Origin of the sequence: Aeromonas sp. R9-2 (assembly GCF_040908025.1) — a bacterium.
GTDB classification, from domain to species: Bacteria; Pseudomonadota; Gammaproteobacteria; order Enterobacterales; family Aeromonadaceae; genus Aeromonas; species Aeromonas veronii.
Genome location: NZ_JBFOCX010000020.1, coordinates 91,953 through 109,144 on the forward strand (window position 1 = coordinate 91,953; position 17,192 = coordinate 109,144).

General features: G+C 57.8%; 14 protein-coding genes and 1 pseudogene. 5 read left to right on the top strand and 10 right to left on the bottom strand.

The features are described from left to right. Positions 1-88 precede the first annotated feature (88 nt). The 3 genes from AB5Y71_RS06430 to AB5Y71_RS06440 all read right to left on the bottom strand — a co-directional run bounded on the left by AB5Y71_RS06430 (position 89) and on the right by AB5Y71_RS06440 (position 3,545). On the bottom strand, positions 89-874 hold the full coding sequence (locus AB5Y71_RS06430; RefSeq protein WP_005353696.1) for a hypothetical protein: 786 nt from the start codon (positions 872-874) through the stop codon (positions 89-91). A 213-nt stretch (positions 875-1,087) separates the two neighbouring features. After that, positions 1,088-2,527: a pyruvate kinase gene (gene pyk / locus AB5Y71_RS06435; protein ID WP_005362071.1), complete on the bottom strand. Its 1,440-nt coding sequence runs from the start codon at positions 2,525-2,527 to the stop codon at positions 1,088-1,090. Positions 2,528-2,690: 163 nt separating this feature from the next. Beyond that, on the bottom strand, positions 2,691-3,545 hold the full coding sequence (locus tag AB5Y71_RS06440) for a MurR/RpiR family transcriptional regulator (RefSeq protein ID WP_005334759.1): 855 nt from the start codon (positions 3,543-3,545) through the stop codon (positions 2,691-2,693). A 347-nt stretch (positions 3,546-3,892) separates the two neighbouring features. Between AB5Y71_RS06440 and glk the strand changes: the two are divergent. Continuing rightward, positions 3,893-4,864: pseudogene (glk, locus tag AB5Y71_RS06445) on the top strand (glucokinase); the annotation flags it as partial. 205 nt (positions 4,865-5,069) lie between these two features. Here the strand turns inward: glk and AB5Y71_RS06450 are convergent. After that, a complete protein-coding gene (locus tag AB5Y71_RS06450; protein ID WP_005334766.1) occupies positions 5,070-5,570 on the bottom strand; it encodes an SRPBCC domain-containing protein in 501 nt (166 codons plus the stop codon). Positions 5,571-5,730: 160 nt separating this feature from the next. Here AB5Y71_RS06450 and AB5Y71_RS06455 point away from each other — a divergent pair, with 160 nt between their 5' ends. Then, complete coding sequence (locus AB5Y71_RS06455) at positions 5,731-6,150, top strand: N-acetyltransferase family protein (RefSeq protein ID WP_368171235.1); 420 nt, start codon at positions 5,731-5,733, stop codon at positions 6,148-6,150. Here AB5Y71_RS06455 and AB5Y71_RS06460 read toward each other — a convergent pair. The 5 genes from AB5Y71_RS06460 to AB5Y71_RS06480 all read right to left on the bottom strand — a co-directional run bounded on the left by AB5Y71_RS06460 (position 6,140) and on the right by AB5Y71_RS06480 (position 11,956). Then, positions 6,140-6,658 carry a hypothetical protein gene (locus tag AB5Y71_RS06460; protein WP_005353702.1) on the bottom strand — a complete coding sequence of 173 codons (519 nt, stop codon included), beginning with the start codon at positions 6,656-6,658 and terminating at the stop codon, positions 6,140-6,142. The two genes, AB5Y71_RS06455 and AB5Y71_RS06460, sit on opposite strands and share 11 nt — an antisense overlap. Before the next feature lie 10 nt (positions 6,659-6,668). Then, positions 6,669-7,388 carry a transcriptional regulator gene (locus AB5Y71_RS06465; RefSeq protein ID WP_368171236.1) on the bottom strand — a complete coding sequence of 240 codons (720 nt, stop codon included), beginning with the start codon at positions 7,386-7,388 and terminating at the stop codon, positions 6,669-6,671. Between the two features lie 455 nt (positions 7,389-7,843). After that, entirely contained in the window at positions 7,844-9,370 is a 1,527-nt protein-coding gene (locus AB5Y71_RS06470; RefSeq protein WP_368171237.1) for a methyl-accepting chemotaxis protein, read from the bottom strand. Positions 9,371-9,434: 64 nt separating this feature from the next. Next, the gene (locus AB5Y71_RS06475; protein ID WP_368171238.1) at positions 9,435-10,166 is read right to left on the bottom strand and encodes a substrate-binding periplasmic protein; all 732 of its coding nucleotides are present in this window, start codon (positions 10,164-10,166) and stop codon (positions 9,435-9,437) included. Positions 10,167-10,717: 551 nt separating this feature from the next. After that, a complete protein-coding gene (locus AB5Y71_RS06480; RefSeq protein WP_005334784.1) occupies positions 10,718-11,956 on the bottom strand; it encodes a uracil-xanthine permease family protein in 1,239 nt (412 codons plus the stop codon). 306 nt (positions 11,957-12,262) lie between these two features. On the opposite strand from AB5Y71_RS06480, the gene AB5Y71_RS06485 reads away from it, so the two are divergent. After that, positions 12,263-13,972, top strand: coding sequence for a hypothetical protein (locus AB5Y71_RS06485; RefSeq protein WP_368171239.1), 1,710 nt, complete (start codon positions 12,263-12,265; stop codon positions 13,970-13,972). Then, positions 13,969-14,310, top strand: a complete 342-nt coding sequence (locus AB5Y71_RS06490; protein ID WP_064335766.1) for an RT0821/Lpp0805 family surface protein — start codon at positions 13,969-13,971, stop codon at positions 14,308-14,310. Before AB5Y71_RS06485 ends, AB5Y71_RS06490 begins: the two co-directional genes overlap by 4 nt. An 87-nt stretch (positions 14,311-14,397) precedes the next feature. Here the strand turns inward: AB5Y71_RS06490 and AB5Y71_RS06495 are convergent, their stop codons facing one another. Next, the gene (locus AB5Y71_RS06495; RefSeq protein WP_064339679.1) at positions 14,398-16,113 is read right to left on the bottom strand and encodes an NAD-dependent malic enzyme; all 1,716 of its coding nucleotides are present in this window, start codon (positions 16,111-16,113) and stop codon (positions 14,398-14,400) included. A gap of 274 nt (positions 16,114-16,387) precedes the next feature. Here AB5Y71_RS06495 and AB5Y71_RS06500 point away from each other — a divergent pair, with 274 nt between their 5' ends. Next, positions 16,388-17,152: a substrate-binding periplasmic protein gene (locus tag AB5Y71_RS06500; RefSeq protein ID WP_368171240.1), complete on the top strand. Its 765-nt coding sequence runs from the start codon at positions 16,388-16,390 to the stop codon at positions 17,150-17,152. The last annotated feature ends 40 nt before the right edge of the window (positions 17,153-17,192 follow it).

Below are 17,192 nucleotides of genomic sequence, written 5' to 3' on the forward strand. Positions count from 1 at the left end.
CGAGAGAACAAACAGGCCCGCATTGCGGGCCTGTTGGCAAGATCACGACAAACGCATGGTGTGCAGTGAGCAACCGATAACGACAGGATTAGCGGCTCGTTTCAGTCAAGTCCTTGTCAATCCAGTACTTGGAGCCGGAGATATTGGCATCGAGCAGCAGGCCCTTCTCACCAATCTGGTAGATGGCCATGCCGCCATTGTATTTGGCGGTAAGCTCGGCGCTCTCCTTGCCGGCCACCACGCCCACTTCGGAGGTAGCCTCCCACCCCTGGGTCACGAAGGCATCGAATCTGGCCTTGTCTTCAAACAGGATCACCTGCTGATAGAACTTGCCGCCAATCCCGGCCGCCAGACCCGCACCAAACATCTTCATATAGGTGTGCTTGCCGGTTTTCCGATTGACTGCCACCCCGGCCCCCTGATTGGTATGCAGCATCAGGGAGAACTTGCGCGAATCGAACACCGCATAACCATAAGCCTTGTCAAACAACAACTTGGCTGATGGCTGCTCGTTGAACAACCGGATCAGCGCAGTGTCGGCCATGGTATTGAGCGCGATCCTCGCCTCTTTAGCCGTCTTGGGGTTGAGCATCTCGTTGAGCTCCTTGTCGGCCGCCTTCAGCCACTCCTTGCCGGTGGCGATGCTCTTGTCGGTCCAGACCCCGGCGGTATTGAAGGCATCCTCTCCCCAGGCCGAGATGGAGGCCCAGCTCTTCTTGGAGAAATCACTGACATCCTGCCACACCTCCTTGCTGGTCTCGCTCACTGCCGCACCCAGATCGGACGCTGCGGCCTTGAGCTTGGCCCAGTCGGCATAACAGGGTGAGAAGGCCAGACTCAGTGACAGGGCCAGCAACCAGTTACGCTTGTTCATTTTTTCACTCCCGTATTGTCGAGTGTCTGGGTTACCTGGGGCGATCACCTACAACAGGCTACCCGCTGAAAATCACTCCCGCATTATCGGAAGGGGAATCCGGTTAAGCAATCATTGAGTCCTGTTTATCCCGCCACAGCCCGACAGCGGTTAACAAAAAGGCTGCTCATCAAAGAGGAGCAGCCTTATTAAGCACAGTAAGACTGGACGGGCTTATTCGACCATCATCACCTTGCAGGTGTTGGTACTGCCCACGGTTTCCATCTTGTCACCGTGAGTCAGCAGCACCATGTCGCCGCTTTGCAGCAGCCCCTTCTCCTTGAGCACGGCCAGCGCGTCGCGGCACACTTCGTAGACCGGTTTGGTCTCGTCACCGTCAAACATCACTGGGGTAACACCACGGTAGAGGTTGGTCCAGGCCAGGGTCTTGTTGTGGGGGGACATGGCGAAGATCGGCAGACCGGAGCTGATACGGGACATCAGCAGCGGCGTGGTGCCGGACTCGGTCAGTGCCACGATCGCCTTCACCCCTTCCAGGTGGTTGGCCGCATACATGGTGGACATGGCCACCGCCTCTTCTACCGAGGTAAAGGTGTAGCTCATGCGGTGGTTGGAGACGTTCAGGCTAGGGTGCTTCTCGGCACCGACACAGACGCTCGCCATGGAGGTCACGGTCTCGATAGGGAACTGACCGGCAGCAGTCTCGGCGGAGAGCATCACCGCATCGGTACCATCCAGCACGGCGTTGGCCACGTCCATAACTTCTGCACGAGTCGGCAGCGGCGCATTGATCATCGATTCCATCATCTGGGTAGCGGTGATCACCACACGGTTCAGACGACGGGAGTGGCGGATCAGCTTCTTCTGTACGCCAACCAGCTCGGGGTCACCGATCTCGACACCCAGATCGCCACGGGCGACCATCACAGCATCGGAACCGAGGATGATGTCTTCCATCGCCTCATCGGTGGCGACGGTTTCGGCGCGCTCAACCTTGGCCACGATCTTGGCATTGGAACCGGCTTCGCGGGCCAGCTCGCGGGCGTAGCGCAGATCATCGCCACAGCGCGGGAAGGAGACAGCCAGATAGTCCACATTCATGCGGGCAGCGGTCTTGATGTCTTCCTTGTCTTTCTCGGTCAGGGCTGGAGCGGAGAGACCGCCCCCTTTCTTGTTGATGCCCTTGTTGTTGGAGAGCGGCCCGGCCACGGTCACCGTGGTATGAATGCGGGTGCCTTCAACCTGCTCGACCTTCAGCTGCACACGGCCATCGTCCAGCAGCAGGATGTCGCCCTGTACCACATCGTCTGGCAGGCTCTTGTAATCGATGCCAACCTGCTCCTGGCAACCTTCACCCTTGCCGAGTGCCGCGTCGAGAATGAACTTGTCACCGATGGCCAGATAGATTTTGCCATCCTTGAAAGTGGAAACACGGATTTTCGGGCCTTGCAGATCACCCATGATGGCGACGTGACGACCGAGCTTGGCAGCAATGTCACGCACCTGATTGGCGCGCAGGATATGGTCTTCAGCAGTGCCGTGAGAGAAGTTCATCCGCACCATGTCGGCCCCGGCGCGGATGATCCCTTCGAGGATCCCTTCGCGGTCGGTAGCCGGACCGAGTGTGGTTACAATCTTTGTACGTCTAGGCATGAAAGACTCCAATATGAAGTTGATATGACTTGAGATTCTGCCCCATCAAGCCCATGGCTCGATGCACCCGTTTGCAAACCATCTGGGTGGTTTTTGTTATTAAATTACAATACTACACCAAGGCGGGTGGCATAGACAGTCGGGGGCCGGAGCCCCCGACGGTTCAGGAAGAGTGCGGAGTTTCGAAGCGGGATTCGCGCAATCCCTCTTTTACTTTCTTCAGATTTTCGCGAAATTTCATCCCTCGGCGCAGGGTAAAACCGGTCGCCAGCACATCCACCAGCGCCAGCTGGGCGATGCGGGATGCCATCGGCATATAGACATCGGTATCTTCCGGCACATCCATGGAGAGCACCAGATTGCACTCGCGGGCCAGCGGGGAGTCCTTGGCGGTCATGCCGATCACGGTGGCGTCGTTCTCGCGGGCCAGCGCGGCGATCTCGACCAACGCCTTGGTGCGGCCGGTGTGGGAAATAAGTACCACCACATCCCCTTCGCTGCTGTTGATGCAGCTCATGCGCATCATGACGATATCGTCAAAGCTCACTACCGGAATGTTGAAGCGAAAGAATTTGTTCTGGGCATCGCGGGCAACGGCGGAGGAGGCGCCAAGGCCGAAGAAGCTGATCTTCTTGGACTGGGTCAGGATATCGACGCAGCGGTTGATGGCAGAGATATCCAGGCTGTTTTTGGCGGCATCCAAACAGGCCATGGTGGATTCGAAAATCTTGGCGGTGTAGGTATCAGGCCCATCTTCCGCTTCCACATGACGATTTACGTAAGGGGTGCCATTGGCCAGGCTCTGGGCCAGATGGAGTTTGAAATCAGGAAAGCCCTTGGTATCGAGACGGCGGCAAAAGCGGTTGACGGTCGGTTCACTGACGTCGGCCATCTTGGCCAGAGCGGCGATGCTGGAGTGGATGGCGGTCTGGGGAGACGCCAGGATCACCTCGGCAACCTTGCGTTCTGATTTACTGAAACTTTCCAAGTTGTTCGTAATTTTATCAAGGGTATTCATCATCACCACCAGGCGTTTTTGTAATTTAGCTTCAGTGTCTTTGCACTCAATCTACGGCTAAGCAAGTTTCCATTCAAGCTAAGGACTATACAAGACAAGCGGTTATCGCAACTAACGCCTGCCATACAAAGTATGACTCATCTCTAATTATTTCGTACTTTTCGTTACAAAACGTCACCTTGCCATGAAAGCGCTTACAAATGTTGCAAAGCAACAACACTGTGAGCAGGCGCACGTTTGTATCGATCCGGCGGGTGAGCAAGCCTGAGCTCGGATAGAATGGGCCGTCATAATCCAACAATAATCTAGGGACACCAGAGTCGTCCCCATCCTGTAACGAAGGAGTTGTTATGCAGCATACCCATGCGCTGGTCGGCGATGTCGGCGGCACCAATGCGCGTCTGGCCCTGTGTGAGCTGGCCACCGGTACTATCTCTCAGGCAAAGACCTACTCAGGTCTGGCCCATCCCAGCCTTGAAGCCGTGGTACGCCTCTATCTGGAGGAACACAAGGCTCAGGTGGCTGAAGCCTGCATCGCCATCGCCTGCCCCATCAACGGTGACTGGGTTGCCATGACCAACCACAGTTGGGAGTTCTCCATCAGCGAGATGCAGAGCAATCTCGGGCTGGCACGCCTGCAAGTGATCAACGACTTTACTGCCGTCTCGATGGCGGTACCGGTATTGGCTGAATCGGATCGCATCCAGCTGGGCGGCGCCGCGCCGGTAGCGGGCAAGCCCATCGCCATCTATGGTGCGGGCACCGGCCTTGGGGTCGCCCATCTGGTCAAGGCGGGTGAGCAGTGGCTGAGCCTGCCGGGTGAAGGTGGTCATGTGGATTTTGCTGCCAACACCGAAGAGGAAGATGCGGTACTGCAAGTAATGCGAGGCGAATTGGGCCATGTCTCGGCAGAGCGTTTCCTCTCCGGCCCGGGTCTGGTCAATCTCTATCGCGGGCTGGTGAAATCCGATGGCCGTGAGCCCAAACCGTTTGCCCCCAAAGACATTACCGAGCGCGCACTGGCCGGGGAGTGCCTCGATTGCCGTCGCACCCTGAGCCTGTTCTGCGTGCTGATGGGCCGCTTTGCCGGCAATCTGGCCCTCAATATGGGCACCTTTGGCGGCGTCTATATCGCAGGCGGCATAGTGCCGCGCTTCCAGGAGTTCTTTACCGGTTCCGGTTTCCGGGTCGCCTTTGAAGACAAGGGGCGCTTCAAGTCCTACCTCAAGGAGATCCCGGTGTTCCTGATCACCCATGAAGGGCCGGGGCTGCTCGGTGCGGGCGCTTACTTGCGCCAGTCGATGGGGATCACTATCTGATTTAAGAGGGGAACGAGGCGGGATCATCCATGGTTCAGCCTCGATTCAGTGTGAATGGCATAAAGTAGCCGCACGTAACCAAGAGGGTTGTGCTTCACAAGGAGTGGAAAGCGACTCTCATCCGCTGGATACGTTTGTCACCTGACAAGCCTGAACTGTTTCAACCGGCCTTTTGGCCGGTTTTTTTTATGTCTGATATCCGGGATTACTGGGCCAGCGCCTTCAACTGCGCCTTGTCTGGCGGATTGTTCCAGTCGATGGGACCGTGGGTAAAACGATACTGCAACCGTGGCAGGCTGGTCTCCAGCCACTCTTCCCGAAAATAGGCATAACCCTGATCCCAATCCGGATCATTGGCCCAACCGCTCTGCAGGAAGTAGAGGCGAGTGCCCTGCCCTTCCGGCACAAAGCGCAGGCAAACCTGGGTCTTTTGCTGGCGGATATGGGGTAGGCTGGGCGGGAAATTCCAGCTGAAACTGAGCAGGTCATAGGGCATGACGGCCATGACCCGGCACCCTTCACTGCCACGTTCACCCAGCGGGGCATCAGGCCTGAAGTAGATCTCGAAAGGACCATTCGGTTCGGCCACCATCAAACATTCGGGAGCCAGAAAACTGCGCAGACCGCTTTCGGTAGTCCAGGCGTGCCAGACATCGTCTATGTGCGCCGGAACAAAAATGTTGCCTTCAATCAGTTTATTGTCCATAAATCAGCGATCCTCAAGCCATCCATACAAGGGACTCCGGCAGTATAGCCCCATGGCAAATACAATGGACAGTGCTTAATCACACCCTTGTCATTTGCATCGATTAACCTGCCGCTGTGCAGCTGCCTCAATGAACATTGGCTTGATTCGGGAGGGCATCATGATCCGGCTCATGGAAGAACACGACATTCCCCAACTGGCCCGGCTGTTTTTAAAGAGCCGCCGCCACACCTTTCACTGGGTCGATCCCGCCCGTTTCCAACTCGAGGATTTCGAGGAACAGACCAAAGGTGAACGGGTGTGGGTAGCCGAACAGGGGGGCAATATCTGCGGCTTTATCGCCATCTGGCAGCCCGATCACTTCGTCCATCACCTCTATGTGTCAAGCGACTGGCACGGTCAGGGGATAGGGCGCGCCCTGCTGGAGCGGGGCCTGGCTGATTCGCCGTACGGCTCGCTCAAGGTTGCGACCCGCAACACGGCGGCAGTAGCCTTCTACTATCGGCTGGGCTGGCAAAACAGTGATGAGACAGGCCACTGCGAGGTCACCGGCCCCTGGTGCAAGTTGCTTAGAAACTAGCGGGACGCCCGGCACCTGCGCTTTGTGGCTGAACAGGCACCAGCGGTGCCGGGGGGAAGAACCAGCGGTAGAGATCGAACCAGCCATCTCGCTGGGCAATCACGACCTCGTGCACCGGATCGCGCTGGAAGATCGCCACCTTGTTTTCAGTCAGCGGCACCCAGGCATAGTTGACCAGCGCATATTGCGACTGGATCAGGTTGTACTCATTGAGATAGGAGTCATCGTTACCCGATTCGTGCAGTTGGGTACGACTGTCGATGAGGTAAACAAGCTGGTTGAAGAAGGTCAGTTGAAAACCGGTCACCCGCCACTTCTCCCTGGTCGCCTCCTCCTCTTCGATCACGGTGATTTTGCCCCAGCGGCACACCCCGTGATAGTTGACTCCATTGGCCGACATTTTCAGGTCGTAATGACAGCCCAGACTGTTGATAAACATCCCGACCACAAACAGCAGCACGACAAGCAGTGGCAACAGCAGCAAGGTATTTTTCAGCGTTCGTTTCATCAGAGATCCCTTACAGCGTTTTTTCGAGCTCTTTATAGGAAAGCACGCGAACCTGGTGGCCGGAGACCAGCACCAGCGATGCCGGTTTGACTGGTGGCACGTCGCTCCGTGCCTCCATCTGGCAAACAACGCCGGTCGGCGAATCGGTGCAGTGCACATGGAGCCACTCGAAATGGAGATAGCTGGCGACAAACGCCATCAGCACAGCCAGTAGCAGATTGACGTACATCAGGCTCCTGACCAACATTGGCCGCCCGATACCTCTGAGAAAGGCAAGTTTGGCCCGCTCACCAAAAGAACGGGGAGCGGCGGCAGCAGGATCTTTGATGACCTCGTGATCGGAGCTTGATGGTGTCGACGGTGACTGCGCAGCCACTGCAGGCGTGGGCTCGCTCACCAGCTCGGACAAGGGCTCACTCTCTGTTGGCAGTGCCTTGCCGTAATAGCTCTTCATCTTGCAGTTCAGATGCAGGGAGTAACCTTTTCTCGGGGTACTTCTGATATCCAGCGTCTGGGGGGATGAAGCGAAGTGGCGGCGAATATTGGCGATAGCCACGTTCAGGGAGTTGGGGCTAATGGGGCGACCCAACCAGCCGATTTCGAGCAACAGATCCTTGTCGCACACCTCGTCATGGTGATCGAGCAGATAGCTGAAAATGAGGCTCTCTGCCGATGACAAGCGCACCACTCGGGCGCTTTGCAAGTTGTCCTTGTCGGCACAGAAGATCAACTCTCGCCTTTTGACATCAAAGACATAATCACCGAAGTGATAGGCTGATATGTTATTGCCTGGCGCAACCCCCGTCATACCAACCACCTGTTATTTGCATTCATCATGAAGAAGATGGGATTCCACACCTGATAAAGCCAGATGGCGGCTCAGGACTCGCTGTAATTAAACGAAAGTCTAAAGGGTCGGGATCAGCGGCACAATAGATGCAGGCAGGCATGAGCGGGGAAAATGAAAATATGCGTCCAGCGCTGTCGGACAGCATATCGGGCAGAGCATGATGTTGCGAGTTTCGCCTATCACGGTCACGCCAATCTCAGCTGAACAGTGACATGGGCATGACGAAAAGCTCTGCTGGACAAGGCCCCTTGCCCCTCACAACATCTCGCAGCGCCTCACAATAAAGGGAACCTTACCTGCCCCGCAGGATGATCCAACGGGGCGAAGTGAACTGACTAGACCCGAAACTGCTTGAGCAGGGTGTCGAGCTGGGCCGACAGCTGCCGCAGATCGCTGCTGGCTTCGGCAACCTGTGCCACTCTGGCCGCACTCTCGCTGTTGAGCGTCGCAATCCGGTTGACGCTGTGGCTGACCGCTTCCGCCACCGAGTGTTGTTCTTCCGATGCCTGGGCGATATACATGTTCATCTCGCGGATCAGGCTGACCTGATTTTTAATTTTCTCCACCGATATCTGCACATCTGCCGCCTCTATTCCGGCGCGGGATGCCTTCTCCTGACTCTGTTGCATTCCGGCCCCGACATTCTGGGTCGCTTGCTGCAACCGCTTGATACTGGCGCTGATCTCCTCCGTCGACTGGCGAGTACGGCCCGACAAGGTGCGTACCTCATCCGCCACCACCGCAAAACCGCGCCCCTGATCACCCGCCCGTGCCGCCTCGATGGCCGCGTTGAGGGCAAGCAAATTGGTCTGCTCGGCAATGCCGTTGATCACCTCGATGATGGTGCCAATGCTGCTGCTTTCGGTCGAAAGGGTGCGCATCAGGGTGGCGACCCGCTCCACCTCCCCCACCAGTTGATGGATGGCCTCATTGGCATGGCCCGCCAGATTGTAACCCTGCTCCACATAGAGGTTGGCCTCATCGGTAGCGCCAGAGGTTTTCACCGCATTGCCAGCCACTTCCTGCACAGCCTGACTCATTTCGGTAATGGCGGTGGCGACCTGATCCAGCTCGGATTGCTGGGCGTCACTGCCTACCCGGGTATCTGCCGAGAGGGAGTCACAGAGTTCGGCGGTTTGCAACACACCGGCAGAGAGCTCGTTGATCTCCGCCACCATCTCCTGCAACTTGGCAATAAAGTGGTTGATGTTGGTGGCCAGCGCGCCCATCTCATCCTGGCGGCTGATCTTCAGACGCCGGGTCAGATCCCCCTCTCCTTTGGCCAGATCAAATACCGCCTGATTCATCTGATGGAGCGGCCTGAGCACATTGCGATGAATCAGCACCATCAGCAACGCGATGATGCAGAGATCGAGCACCAGGATCTGCCAGACGGTGGTGATCAACTGCTGGCGCAGTTGGGCCTGAATGGCGGCATCACTGGTTTGCACCAGCAATCGGGCCACAGTGTTTTTCTGACCGCTGTCGTCATAGACCAGATCATATCCCCCGTAGGCAGACACATCGGCAGGCATGGCTGTCACGGGGGCAATGCTCCCCGCCGAATCACGGGCAAACCCGGCTACCAGCTTGTCCTTGTTGACCACCAGCAAAGCACTCAGGATATCGGCCGCCAGCTCGGACTTGAGCGATGCCTCGATGAAAGCCGATTCATAATTCCACAGCGGGCCGGGCAGGGAGAGCTGCAGCCGGCCGATGGCCTGTTCGACCAGCGCACTCTGTTTGCTGTAGCTCTCCGCCTTGACGGCGTGGTAGTTGTAAGCGCCAAACAACACCAGTAGCAGACTCACCGACAGGGAGGTCAACACGGCAATCCTGAACGTCAGACTTTTCCAATCCATGGTTTCCTCCCGGTTTTACGGCAGCCGGCGCAGTGCCATTGAGCGGCACTTGCTATTGGTACTGTTACTGGTACTTGGCATTGATCTTGTCGATGGTGCCATCCGCCTTCATGGCAGCGAGGATCTCGTTAAGCTTGGTGATGAGCTCATCGGGCGTGTCCTTGTTAAACGCCAAGCTCATCTGGGTTTCCTTGAACACGAAGACCGGCTTGGGTGAGGCCACCTTCTCCTTGCTGGCCAGATAGGGCGCCAGATACTGGCCGGTTGCCCAAAGATCGATGCGGCCCGCCTCCAGTTTCTTCACGTTGGCGGTATCGTTGGTCGCCAGCTGCAACTTGGCAAATCCCTGGGCCTTGAGATATTCGGCGGCCGCATCACCGTTATAGCCACCCACCGAATACTGCTTGGCATCTTCCAGCGACTTGACCGTGATATTGGCGGTCGAGCTGGAGAAAAACACCCAGTTGTTATTGACCAGCGGCCCTACCCACTTGAACAGTGCTTCCCGCTCCGGAGTGCGGGTCGTGGAGTAGAGGGCGGTATTGGGAGTACCGAGGGTATCTTCGTACGCCCGTTTCCAAGGCATCAGGGTCAGCTTGTATTCGACTCCAGCACGCTTGAAAAGCTCTTCGACCACCTCGGTCGACAGCCCGACAATCTTGCCCCCCTCTCCCTGCATGTTGAATGGCGGGTAATCCTCGGTCATCACGTTCAGTGGCGCAGCCTGAACAGCGCTTATCGCCATCATGGAAGAGACTGAAAAAATTGCACTTTTCCACAGCAGTTGATAGTTCATTGCAACCTCGCTTTGCTTGCCATTCATCCCTGAACATCCGCCGTTACCTATGGCGGTGCACGTCTGACCCGCTGGGGTCATGCCGGCTTTCACGGCTCGCCGCCCACCCATGTGCAGCAGCAAACAGATCCGGATTTTGCCTGTGCGCAACGAAACGCAACCGGCGAGGGAGGCTCACAACAAATCGAGGTGGAAACATGCCAGGGCAGCATAAGGGGAGTGCGGAATTGGGCGGATAAGCCTCTGCCATACAACAGCGCCGTGGCAAAGAAAAAGCGCATCGTTTTATGACAGGGGTCTGGGAGAGAAATGATAGAAAACGCCAACATCCATTTTCCCATACTGCTCGAGGAGACCTCAGAGCCAAACCTGTCCTTTAGCTAAGGTCACGAAAAGAGATACGTCAAATGAGAATGCTAACCCCCTCATCTGCTTCCAAATTAGATTCCAGATGAGCTCCGCCGAGCAGAAAAGTGGCGCGAGATACCCGAAAAAGAGAAGGCCACCGCGAGGTGGCCTTCTCCAAATCAACGATGAACGTCTGGTGAAACTCAATCCTTGGCCGCGTCCATCACACCCTCTTCGGAGTGCGCAGGCAGGATCAGGTTGAGCAGGATGGCGGCAACAGATGCCAGGCCAACGCCGGCCAGCGCGAAGTCGCCAATCTTCATCTCCAGCGCACCGACACCGACGGTCAGCGTCACGGCGACGATGGCGATATTGCGTGACAGTCCCAGATCCACCTTGGATTCCACCAGCGTCTTGAGACCGATGGCAGCGATGGATCCGAACAGCAGCAGCATGATACCGCCCATCACCGGCATCGGGATGGAGGTAAGCAGCGCATTGAACTTGCCGAAGAAGGCCAGAATGATGGCAAACACCGCAGCCCAGGTCATGGTGACCGGATTGAAGTTACGAGTGATCATCACGGCACCAGTCACTTCGGCGTAGGTGGTCACGGGTGGGCCACCGATGAAACCGGCAAAGCAGACGCCGATGCCGTCACCGGCCAGCGTACGGTGCAAACCCGGATCCTTGGTGTAATCCTTGCCAGTCACGCCACCAATCGCCAACACGCCACCGATATGCTCGATACAGGGGGCGATGGCTACCGGCAACATGAACAACGCAGCAGCCCAGTTGATCTCCGGGGTTTCGAAGTGGGGCAGCGCCAACCAGGGTGCGTTCACCATGCCATCGAAACTCACCTGGCCCATGAACACCGCCGAGACATAACCGGCAATCACGCCGCACAGGATGGGGATCAGCTTGATCCACCCCTTGCAGAACACGGCGGCAATGAGGGTGACCGCCAGCGAGATACCGGCCAGCGTCAGCGCAGTCCCCGCAGGTACTACCTGCTCACTACCGGCACGGCCCATCGCCATGTTGCAGGCAACCTGCGCCACAGAAAGACCGATGACCATGATCACCGGGCCAATCACTACCGGAGGCAGCAATTTGTGCACAAAACCCATCCCTTTTGCCCGGATCAGCGCAGCCAGAATGAAATACATGAAACCGGCGGCAAACAGGCCAAACATGGTGGATGGCAATCCCCAGGTCTGGGTGGCGTAGATGATGGGAGCAATGAAGGCAAAGCTGGAACCGAGGAAAATCGGGACCTGGCGGCGGGTGCAGAGCTGGAACAACAGGGTGCCCACACCGGCGCCAAGCAGGGCCATGGAGGGGTTCAGTCCGGTGAGCAGGGGCACCAGAACCATGGCACCGAAGGCGACAAACAGGATTTGCAGCCCGGCGACACTTTGCTTGACTAAGGAAAACATGGATGTCCTTAATTTTTTGATAACTGATGGGGATATTTATCACTTTTCAGTTATCACAAGACTTTTTCAAGGCAAAAAATGAACACAAATGCGTCACTTGTTACCTTTTACTGCTTGGGAAGGGCATGAAACTGGCTTTTTAGGCGGGATTCGTTGCTACAAGCATCGAGCATGCGATTTTACGCATTATTGTGACGAACGCCAATCGTTTTTCCATCATGTTTATTGTGTTCATGGTCAAAAATGCCGCCACCAGGGGTGCGCTCTATAATGGATCCTGTGAATCAAGATGGACAAGGAGTCCCCATGTCACAGCCCCCATTCAAGGCCAGCCAGCGCAGATTGCTTATTGGCTCGGCCATCGCACTCGCCCTGTTTGCAAACCCGTTCAGTTATGATTTCGCCCACAATGAGTGGCAAATGAATCAGGCCTATGCCAAGTCCTGCTTTATCGCCGGCACTCGCATCACGATGGCCGATGGCTCCACCCGCCCCATAGAGACGCTCCGGGTCGGTGAACGAGTGCTGGATCAACACGGCGGCAGTAACCGGATCCTGGCGGTCGAACGGGTCATACTGGGCAAGCGCAGACTCTACGGGATCAATGATCTGCCCCCGTTCTTTACCGCAGAGCACCCTCTGCTGACCACTCGGGGCTGGGCGGCCATCTCACCGGCCATGACCCGAACCGAAAACCCGCAACTGGCGGTGCTGCCGCTATTTACCGGCATGCAGATAATGTGTCGCCCGGCACCAGCCATGGTGACGGGCAATCTGGCCCTGCAACCCCAGCTGGAATTACTGCTGGTTGAGTCACTCTGCTGGATCAAGGCTCCTCCCACTACCGCACTCTTCAATCTGCTGCTCGATGGCAGCCACAGCTACATCGCCAATGAGCTGATCGTTCACAACAAAGATGGCGATAGTGGCAGTGGGAGCAGCAGTGGTGGAGGCAGCAACAGCGGCGGAGGCAGCGACAGCAGCGGAGGCAGCGACAGCAGCGGAGGCAGCGACAGCGGCGGTGGCAGCAACAGCGGCGGTGGCAGCGACAGCGGCGGTGGCAGCAACAGCGGCGGTGGCAGCAACAGCGGCGGTGGCAGCAACAGCGGCGGTGGCAGCGACAGCGGCGGTGGCAGCGACAGCGGCGGTGGCAGCGACAGCGGCGGTGGCAGCGACAGCGGCGGTGGCAGCGACAGCGGCGGTGGCAGCGGCGGTGGCAGCAACAGCGGTGGAGGCAGCAACAGTAGCGGAGGCAGCAACAGCGGCGGAGGCAGCAACAGCGGCGGTGGCAGCAACAGCGGCGGTGGCAGCAACAGCGGCGGTGGCAGCAACAGCGGCGGTGGCAGCAACAGCGGCGGTGGCAGCAACAGCAGCGGTGGCAGCAACAGCGGCGGTGGCAGCAACAGCGGCGGTGGCAGCAACAGCAGCGGTGGCAGCAACAGCGGCGGTGGCAGCGACAGCGATGGGGGCAGCGACAGCGATGGGGGCAGCGATGACAGTGGCGGCCAAGGCGAGCATGCTGGCGGAGAGCAGCATGGTGGAGGTGAACGGCATGCTGGTGGAGAAAAACATGCAGGGGGAGAACGCCATGGGGGTGGCCGCGGATTTGGCAATGGCGTTGATGACAACGGTGTAGATACCGTCGATGCCAATGGCAACAAGCTCAGAGGTGACGGCACCATCGATGACAACGGCGTGGATGCCGTCGATGCCAATGGCAACAAGCTCAGGGGTGATGGAACCATCGATGACAACGGCGTGGATGCCGTCGATGCCAATGGCAACAAACTCAGGGGCGATGGCACGGTCGATGACAACGGTGTGGATGCTGTCGATGCCAACGGCAACAAACTCAGGGGCGATGGTACGGTCGATGATAACGGTGTAGATGCCGTCGATGCCAACGGCAACAAGCTCAGGGGCGATGGCACGGTCGATGATCGCCAGCAAGTGCTTACCGATGAGCAGGAGCGTGCTCTGCTTGACAACGGCTTTCGCCAACAGGGGCAACCATAATGCGATATCTGTTACCACTCCTCCTGCTCGGCCTCGCTGGCTGCGCCACGGTCGACACCCCGCCGCTTTACCATCAGATGGATAAGGCAGATGTTCAACTGGCCAATCAGGCCCTTGCCAAGGCGCTGGAAACCCGCACCAAAGGGCAGAGCCTCACCTGGTTCAATCCGGCTAACCGTCACTCGGGTAGCGTCACCCCGCTACGCACCTTCCGCCATACCAGCGGGGAGTGGTGTCGGGACTATCGCGAGCAACTCTATATCGGCAAGGCGAGCCAGCAGTGGCAGGATACCGCCTGTCGCAATCAGCAAGGGCGCTGGCGGCCATTGCGAACTTAGTGAATGCCACGGGGTAAACGAAAGGGGGTAGCAGCGCTACCCCCTTGTCATCTTTACCGATCCGCTATCCGGGTGGTGAATACGCGGTTATACCCGACGATAGGGCAGGTAAACCGGCTCCCACATGTGGTTGAGGATATGCTGCTGCAGATCCTGACCGATCAGCGGGTGGGAGGGATCCCGACGCACGATATCCTTGAGCACAGCAGTCGCCACATGCACCGAGATGCTGCGCAGCTCGCGAATGCGGGGATACACGGCCCCTTTCGCCAGGTCAACCTCACTCACGCACTCAGCCAGCGCAAAGGCGGCGGTAGTGAAGACATCGGGTGTGATCTCGCGGATCTGGCTGACGATGGCCGCCAGACCTACACCGGGGAAGATAAAGACGTTATTGCCCTGCCCCACCCGGAACTCCTGCCCCTCGTAGCTCACATCCTTGAACGGACTACCGGTTGCAACGATGGCTTTGCCCTTGCTCCAGCGGTAGATATCTTCCGGCAGCGCTTCACAGTTGGCGGTGGGGTTGGAGAGCGGGAATACCATGGGGCGCTCGCAATGCTGCAGCATCAGCTGGATATGCTCTTCCTGGAAGGCCCCGCCCGAGCCGCTGGTACCCAGCAACACGGTAATGGGCACATGACGCAGCACATCGGCCAGATTGGCCTTGCCGGGCACCTCGGTATCCCAACCCGCCAGCAGCAACCCTGGCTTGGCATAGCGGCGCTTGTACTCGTCGAGCCCGTCCCGGTTGTCGCACACCAGCCCCTGGGTATCCAGAATGTAGATGCGATCGCGGGCCGCCTGCGGATCCATCCCCTCGCGGATCATCCCCGCGCAGATTTGATCCGCGACACCAACCCCGCCGGCGCCAGCGCCATAGACCAGATAGTTCTGCTGGCCCAGGGTCTCCCCCTTGACCTTGACCGCGCCGATAATACCGGCCAGCACCACGGCACCGGTGCCCTGAATGTCATCGTTGAATGAGGGCAGTGCCTGCTGGTAGCGGGCCAGATTGTTGAAGGCGTTGGATTTGCTGAAGTCTTCCCACTGCAGCACCGCATTGGGGAAGTGGCGCTTGACCCCCTGCACAAACTTGTCGATGAACTCCTCATACTCCTTGCCGCGAATGCGCTTGTGGGGGCGGCCAAGGTACATGGGGTCATCGAGCAGTTTCTGGTTATCGGTGCCCACATCCAGCGCGATGGGCATGCAGCAGGCGGGGTGAATACCGGCCCCCAGGGTATAGAGCGCCAGCTTGCCGATGGGGATCCCCATACCGCCAACACCCTGGTCGCCGATCCCCAGAATGCCCTGGCTGTCGGTGACGACTATGATGCGGATCGATTTGGCATCGAAGTGACGGGCCTGACTGCCCATGTCATCCACGTTGTCCGGGGTGATGTAGAGGCCGCGCGGCTTCTGGAAGCGGTGGCTGAACTCCTGGCACGCCTTGCCCACGGTCGGGGTATAGATGTAGGGAGTCATCTCCTCCACATGGCGTGACAACAGGGCATAAAACAGGGTTTCGTTGCGATCCTGCAGGGCACGCAGGTTCTGGTACTTCTCGATATCGCTGCAAGCGCTCTTGAACCCCTCATACACTCGCTCGAGCTGGGCTTCAAAAGTTTGTACCTGAGGCGGCAGCAAACCATCGAGATCAAAATCGGCCCGCTCCTGTTCGGTGAAGGCCGTGCCCTTGTTGAGGTATCGATTGTTAAGCAGATCAGTGCCGGTCAGTGCAACGGGGCGAAAATCCTGTCCCTGTGCATCTTTCCACAGCAGATATTGTCCGGTAGCCATAGTCATTCTCTTTGATTTACGTGAAATTGCCGTTCGGCAGGAGAGCAAGACTCATAATGAAATCAATCATATGACGTTTACTCGATCGGTTTTGTGAGCTTGGGCATACCCTGCGGCCAAAATAGGCGTCTGGCGGCCCCGGCGAGACAAATATCCACGGCAAGGAATGAGACTCATGTTAGCATTGCGGGCAACCCAGCCCCTTTCACCGCATCACAGCCGGGAGTGACCTGATGCCCTCGCCTCTGCCAGCCTGCGCCCCCTTCTTTCTGCCATGCGCCTGATCCCGCTGCTTGCTCTGTGGCTGTTTCTGACCAGCCAGTCGGCTCTCGCCGCACCGGGCCGGGTACTCAACATCATCGTGGGTGAATGGCCCCCTTTCGTCTCCGAGCAATCAAAACAGCACGGTCCAGTGGCCCACCTCATCAGCGATCTGTTCAAGGAAGCGGGCTATCAGGTGAAGTTCCACTTCGCCCCCTGGGGTCGGGTCTATTCGCTGGCGGCCAATAGCCAGCTCTACGATGCCACCGCCGTCTGGATGCACAAAACGGAGCGGGAGCAGGATTTTCTGTTCAGCGAAGCGGTGCTGCAGGAGCAGTTTGTCTTCTTCTCCCTCAAATCACGGCAGCTGCAAGCCGAGCGCCTTGAGCAGATCATCGGCATGCGGTTGGGGGGCGATATCGCCTATAGCTACGGGCCTGAGCTGGACAAGATGGTGGCTGATGGCAAGGTAACCCAACAGAAAGTCACCGACGTGAAACAGAATTTCGGCAAGCTGCTGCGCGGGCGGATTGACCTCTATCCGCAAGAGCTGCGAGTCGGTCTGGCCGAGTTGCAGAGCCAGCTCGACCCCGCCAGCGCGGCACTCATCACCCACAGTCAGACCCCTTTTCTGCGCAACGACAGCTTCGTGATGTTCCCGCGCAAGATGCCGGATTCAGCCAAACTGCGGGATCAGTTCAATCAGCAGTTGCAGCAGGCCATCGCCAGCGGACGTTATCAGCGCTACTTCGAGCGACTGGCCCGGGGTGAATATTGACCTTGGCGAGGCAAAAACAGAGAGGATAAAACAACGGTGG

Coding starts and splice junctions, on each gene's coding strand:
- AB5Y71_RS06480 (WP_005334784.1), bottom strand. CDS start 11,956: ATGTTTTCCTTAGTCAAGCAAAGTGTCGCCGGGCTGCAAATCCTGTTT.
- AB5Y71_RS06475 (WP_368171238.1), bottom strand. CDS start 10,166: ATGAACTATCAACTGCTGTGGAAAAGTGCAATTTTTTCAGTCTCTTCC.
- AB5Y71_RS06440 (WP_005334759.1), bottom strand. CDS start 3,545: ATGAATACCCTTGATAAAATTACGAACAACTTGGAAAGTTTCAGTAAA.
- AB5Y71_RS06455 (WP_368171235.1), top strand. CDS start 5,731: ATGATCCGGCTCATGGAAGAACACGACATTCCCCAACTGGCCCGGCTG.
- AB5Y71_RS06430 (WP_005353696.1), bottom strand. CDS start 874: ATGAACAAGCGTAACTGGTTGCTGGCCCTGTCACTGAGTCTGGCCTTC.
- AB5Y71_RS06500 (WP_368171240.1), top strand. CDS start 16,388: ATGCGCCTGATCCCGCTGCTTGCTCTGTGGCTGTTTCTGACCAGCCAG.
- AB5Y71_RS06450 (WP_005334766.1), bottom strand. CDS start 5,570: ATGGACAATAAACTGATTGAAGGCAACATTTTTGTTCCGGCGCACATA.
- pyk (WP_005362071.1), bottom strand. CDS start 2,527: ATGCCTAGACGTACAAAGATTGTAACCACACTCGGTCCGGCTACCGAC.
- AB5Y71_RS06495 (WP_064339679.1), bottom strand. CDS start 16,113: ATGGCTACCGGACAATATCTGCTGTGGAAAGATGCACAGGGACAGGAT.
- AB5Y71_RS06470 (WP_368171237.1), bottom strand. CDS start 9,370: ATGGATTGGAAAAGTCTGACGTTCAGGATTGCCGTGTTGACCTCCCTG.
- AB5Y71_RS06460 (WP_005353702.1), bottom strand. CDS start 6,658: ATGAAACGAACGCTGAAAAATACCTTGCTGCTGTTGCCACTGCTTGTC.
- AB5Y71_RS06485 (WP_368171239.1), top strand. CDS start 12,263: ATGTCACAGCCCCCATTCAAGGCCAGCCAGCGCAGATTGCTTATTGGC.